Origin of the sequence: Granulicatella sp. HMSC30F09 (assembly GCF_001806915.1) — a bacterium.
Taxonomy (GTDB): domain Bacteria; phylum Bacillota; class Bacilli; order Lactobacillales; family Aerococcaceae; genus Granulicatella; species Granulicatella adiacens.
The window spans coordinates 30,627-35,409 of record NZ_KV786422.1 but is presented as its reverse complement, the minus strand read 5'-3'; the positions used below and the strand labels follow the sequence as shown (position 1 = coordinate 35,409).

Annotated in this window: 4 protein-coding genes; all 4 read left to right on the top strand. The window is 41.9% G+C overall.

The window, feature by feature from the left end; translation table 11 throughout:
* Positions 1 to 181 precede the first annotated feature (181 nt).
* The 4 genes from HMPREF3103_RS04295 to lacD all read left to right on the top strand — a co-directional run bounded on the left by HMPREF3103_RS04295 (position 182) and on the right by lacD (position 4,347).
* Entirely contained in the window at positions 182 to 910 is a 729-nt protein-coding gene (locus HMPREF3103_RS04295; RefSeq protein ID WP_070437475.1) for a GntR family transcriptional regulator, read from the top strand.
* Between the two features lie 18 nt (positions 911 to 928).
* Complete coding sequence (locus HMPREF3103_RS04290; RefSeq protein ID WP_070437469.1) at positions 929 to 2,095, top strand: AgaS family sugar isomerase; 1,167 nt, start codon at positions 929 to 931, stop codon at positions 2,093 to 2,095.
* A gap of 27 nt (positions 2,096 to 2,122) precedes the next feature.
* A complete protein-coding gene (gene nagA / locus HMPREF3103_RS04285) occupies positions 2,123 to 3,277 on the top strand; it encodes an N-acetylglucosamine-6-phosphate deacetylase (RefSeq protein ID WP_070437466.1) in 1,155 nt (384 codons plus the stop codon).
* A gap of 65 nt (positions 3,278 to 3,342) precedes the next feature.
* Positions 3,343 to 4,347 (top strand): tagatose-bisphosphate aldolase, encoded by a 1,005-nt coding sequence (gene lacD / locus HMPREF3103_RS04280; RefSeq protein ID WP_070437463.1) that lies wholly within the window; start codon positions 3,343 to 3,345, stop codon positions 4,345 to 4,347.
* Positions 4,348 to 4,783 lie beyond the last annotated feature (436 nt).

Sequence of the window (4,783 nt, the reverse complement as noted above, 5' to 3'; positions counted from 1 at the left end):
TTTCCTGTCTACTTGACAGGGTGCACTTCACTTATAAGTGAATTTTGGGATCTACTTTCATTTTTTCTGGAGTCCATCATTCTTTTTCCTCCAATTCTATTGACGAAACCGATAAAAACTCTTACAATAAAGTTAACTGGTAGTGACCAGTTGTAGAATGTTTTTGAAAGGAGGGTTCAATATGGTTGCTAAACCCTCTCCTCTTTATTCAACGCTAAGTCTAGCATTAATGGATTTCATTAAAACAAAGGGGAACGCGCACGAAAAGATGCTTTCAGAAAGAGAAATTACGAAAGTATACAATGTGAGTCGAACCACTGTTAGAACAGCGTTAAAAGAATTGGAGACACTTGGGTTTATTTATAAACGCCATGGCAAAGGGACGTTCATCTCAAATCAGTGGAAAGAACGTCAAAACTTACTAGAAGGATATAGTTTTACAGAACAGATGAAGGAACTCGGTAAAGTCCCTACGACAAAGATTACCTCTCTAGACTGTTATGAAGCGGATGAATTTATCGCCCCATTAATTGGGATTGAAGCGGGTGATAAGCTATTTCGATTGAAACGCATTCGGTATGCAGACGGAATTCCGCTTATGAAGGAAACCACATTTTTACCTTACGATGTTTTTAAAGGGTTAACAAAAACACTTCTAGAAGGTCATTCTTTATACGATGTGTTTGCAAGTAAGTTCAATCAGCAAATCCACTATGCTGACGAAGAATTTTCCGCAAGTATTTTAAGTGCGGAAGAAGCTGAAGCACTGGATGTGGATCCGCATGGAGCTTGCTTAAGGTTTAGACGAACGACATTGAATCACGAAAATCGCATTATTGAATACACTATTAGTATAGCTAGAAGCGATCAATTCTTCTACAAGGTAAGACACTATCGAATAAATCAATAAAAATTTTGGAGGGGCATTATGTTTCAATTTTCAACCAGTCAATTAGAAGCTTTATCTGCAGAAATTACAACGCGCGAAATTCGCCAACAACCAGAATTGTGGAAAGAAGCTTTTGATTACTACACAGCAAACTTAGAACGCATCACTGCTTTCTTAAATAACTTACCTGAAGGTCGCCTTCGCGTAATTTTCGCAGGTGCGGGTACATCACAATATGTGGGAGATACCATTCTTCCTTACTTAAAACGTACAGGAAATGAAAATCGTTTTGATTTCCAATCTGTTGGAACAACAAACCTTGTAAGTAATCCACATGACTACTTCAAAGCAGAAATTCCTACAGTGCTTGTTTCATTTGCACGTAGCGGTAACTCACCAGAAAGTCTTGCAAGTGTGCAACTTGGCCAACAAATCGTGCGCGACTTCTATCAAATCACGATTACTTGTGCGCCCGAAGGAAAATTAGCCATCGCTGCTAAAGATGACACAAACAACTTACTCTTAATGATGCCAGACCGCTCTAACGACGCTGGTTTTGCGATGACAGGAAGCTTCACATGTATGACTCTTACAGCGCTTCTTGTATTCGACGAAGCTCACTCACTTGAAGAAAAAGAAGGTTTCGTGAAAGCTATCCGTCAAATGGGGACAAGCGTTCTAGAACGTGAAGACGTGATTCAACATTACGTGAACTTAGACTACAACCGTGTGATTTACTTAGGTTCTGGTTCTCTCAGCGGACTTGCTCGCGAAGTTCAATTGAAGATTCTTGAATTGACTGCTGGTCAAATTGCGACAGCCTTCGATTCTTCAATGGGATTCCGTCACGGTCCTAAATCATTTGTAAACAGCTCTTCTCTAGCCTTCGTATTCGTATCAAACGATGATTATACTCGTCAATACGATATCGATATCTTAAACGAATTACACGGCGACCAAATCGCACGTCTTGTACTTGCGGTTGGAGTGGATGCAGAGAGCGACTTTGAAGGTCTATCCTTCAGCTTTGATAAAGAATATCGTTTCGTTCCAGATGCTTACCTTGCACTTCCATATGCGGTATTTGGACAAACCGTTTCTCTACTTTCTTCTATCAAAGTTGGAAACAAACCAGACACTCCTTCACCAACAGGTACTGTTAACCGTGTCGTTAAAGGAGTAACGATTCACCCATTAGAAGCATAAATAACTTTATTGAAAAGAGATGATCCTATGACAACTTATATTTATGCCAAAGCATTTTATTTTGAAGACGAAGTGAAAGGTCCAGGATACTTACCAATCTTGGATAACGGAACTTTCGGAGCCTTCCAAACCGAAAAACCAGAAAGCGGCGCTACGATTATCGACTACGGCAACTATCAAATTGCTCCAGGTCTTGTGGATACACATATTCACGGATTTAAAGGCGCTGACGTCATGGATAATGACGTAGAAGCACTTCGTACCATTTCAGAAGGACTTCCTTCCTGCGGGGTTACTTCATACTTACCAACAACCTTAACCGCATCTCGCGAATTATTAGCGGATGTTTGCCAAACTGTCGGCGATAACGCAACTACACTTGGCGGGGCTAAAATCAGAGGAATTTTCTTAGAAGGTCCATTCTTCTGTGAAAAATACAAAGGCGCGCAAAACCCTAAATACATGGGCGACCCTAAATCTGAAATCTTGGATGAATGGCAAGAACGCGCTGGCGGTTGGGTGAAAAAAATTGCGATTGCACCTGAACGTGACGGTGCCGTTGATTTCATCAAACACGCGAAAACAAAAGACATCTATGTAGCTCTTGCACATACAGATGGCACTTACGAAGATTGTAAAAACGCTGTTGAAGCCGGTGCGAACATCTTCGTTCACACATACAACGGAATGCGCGGCTTACATCACCGCGAACCAGGTGTCGTTGGTGCGGCACTCACATTGCCAAACGTATTCGACGAACTGATCTGCGACGGTCACCACGTACATCCAGTGAGCGCAAGTATCGTGATGAAATGTTGCGGTCACGACCATGTAGCCCTTATTACAGACTGCATGCGTGCAGGCGGTATGGGCGAATGCGAATCGATGCTTGGTGAATTCCCTGTAATCGTAAAAGACGGTACGGCTCGCTTGAAAGACGGCGGTAGCCTTGCCGGAAGTATTTTGGAACTCATCCAAGGGGTTCAAAACGTTGTGAAATGGGGCATTGCGACTCCTCACGAAGCTATTACAATGGCCAGCCTTGTTCCTGCAAAATCAGTCGGTATCGACGACGTTTGCGGACGCATTGACCCAGACTATGCAGCAGACTTCATCGTATTAGACGATGAGTTACAACTCAAAGCGACTTACTTAGACGGTAAGCCTTATTTCGAAGTATAATAATCAAAAAGACAGTGAGTACGAGGCGTGAGAGTGCCCCAATCCATAACTTAAGGAGTGTTATTATGTCAAAATTAGTATTAACAAAAGGAAAATATGATCACTTAGTAAAACTTTCAAATAAAAACCATGTTATCGGTGCTTTAGCGATTGACCAACGTGGTTCATTGAAAAAAATGATTGCTGCAGGAAACCCAAACGTTAAAGGCGACGAAGGCATCATCCGCTTCAAAGAATTAATTTCTGAAGAATTAACAAAATACTCTTCTTCAATTCTTTTAGACCCAGAATATGGTCTTCCAGCTGCAAAATTACGCCACGAAGACTGCGGACTTTTAATCTCTTACGAAAAAACTGGTTACGACGCAACTGAAATCGGCCGCTTACCAGACTTACTTCCAATCTGGTCTGCAAAACGTATTAAAGAATTAGGCGCTGACGCTGTAAAAGTTCTTTTATACTATGATATTGACGAAGATCCAGCAATCAACGACATCAAACATGCATGGGTAGAACGTGTAGGTAGCGAATGTGTGGCAGAAGATATTCCATTCTTCTTAGAAATCGTTTCTTACGAAGCAAGTGACGACGATGTGAAATCAGCTGCTTACGCTAAAGTAAAACCTCATAAAGTAAACGACGCAATGAAAGTCTTCTCTGATCCACGTTACAACGTTGACGTATTAAAAGTGGAAGTTCCAGTAAACATGAACTTCGTAGAAGGCTTCACTAAAGAAGGCGTTGAACCTGTTTATACTCGTGAAGAAGCATTACGTTTATTCAAAGAACAATCTGAAATCACTGACCTACCATTCATCTTCTTAAGTGCTGGTGTTTCTGCTGAATTATTCCAAGAAACTCTACGCTTTGCTAAAGAGGCCGGTTCTACTTTCAATGGTGTGTTATGTGGTCGTGCAACATGGAAAGATGCTGTAGCTGTGTTTGCGACTGAAGGGGAAGAAGCTGGTCGTGCGTGGTTGGCAAGCCAAGGACGTAAGAACATTGAGGACCTTAACGTTGTTTTAGATGAAACTGCAACTCCATGGTTAGAACGTGTTGAAGTAAAATAATAAACAATAAACATCATAAGTGAAGAGCGTTGCTCTTGTAAACACCTAGGATTTTTTCATACGAGTAGTAATGGCTGTACCGGTCTGAGCCAAGGTCTCAGACCTCTCGAGCCTCAAACAGACTCTAGGAAATTTCATTTCCTGAGTCTGTAATTCGCATCGACTACACTCGCGACTACTACTCGTATAGAATCCTAGGTGTTTTTTTCGCAACGCTCTACTTTTTTACTTCTTCTAACCATGGATTGCGGAGGAAGGGTGAGAGATACAAGGATGAGGCACCGGCTCGAGCCTAAGGTCTCTCGCCTTTAAAGCCTCAAAGGGGACGTACGGAATTTTATTCCTACGTCCCCTTTGCACAGTGGTTGAATGGAACGAGCTTCGCTACATGTAACTCGCTCGTCCCTATTCAACTTTGTGGGGGAAAGAAAACGAA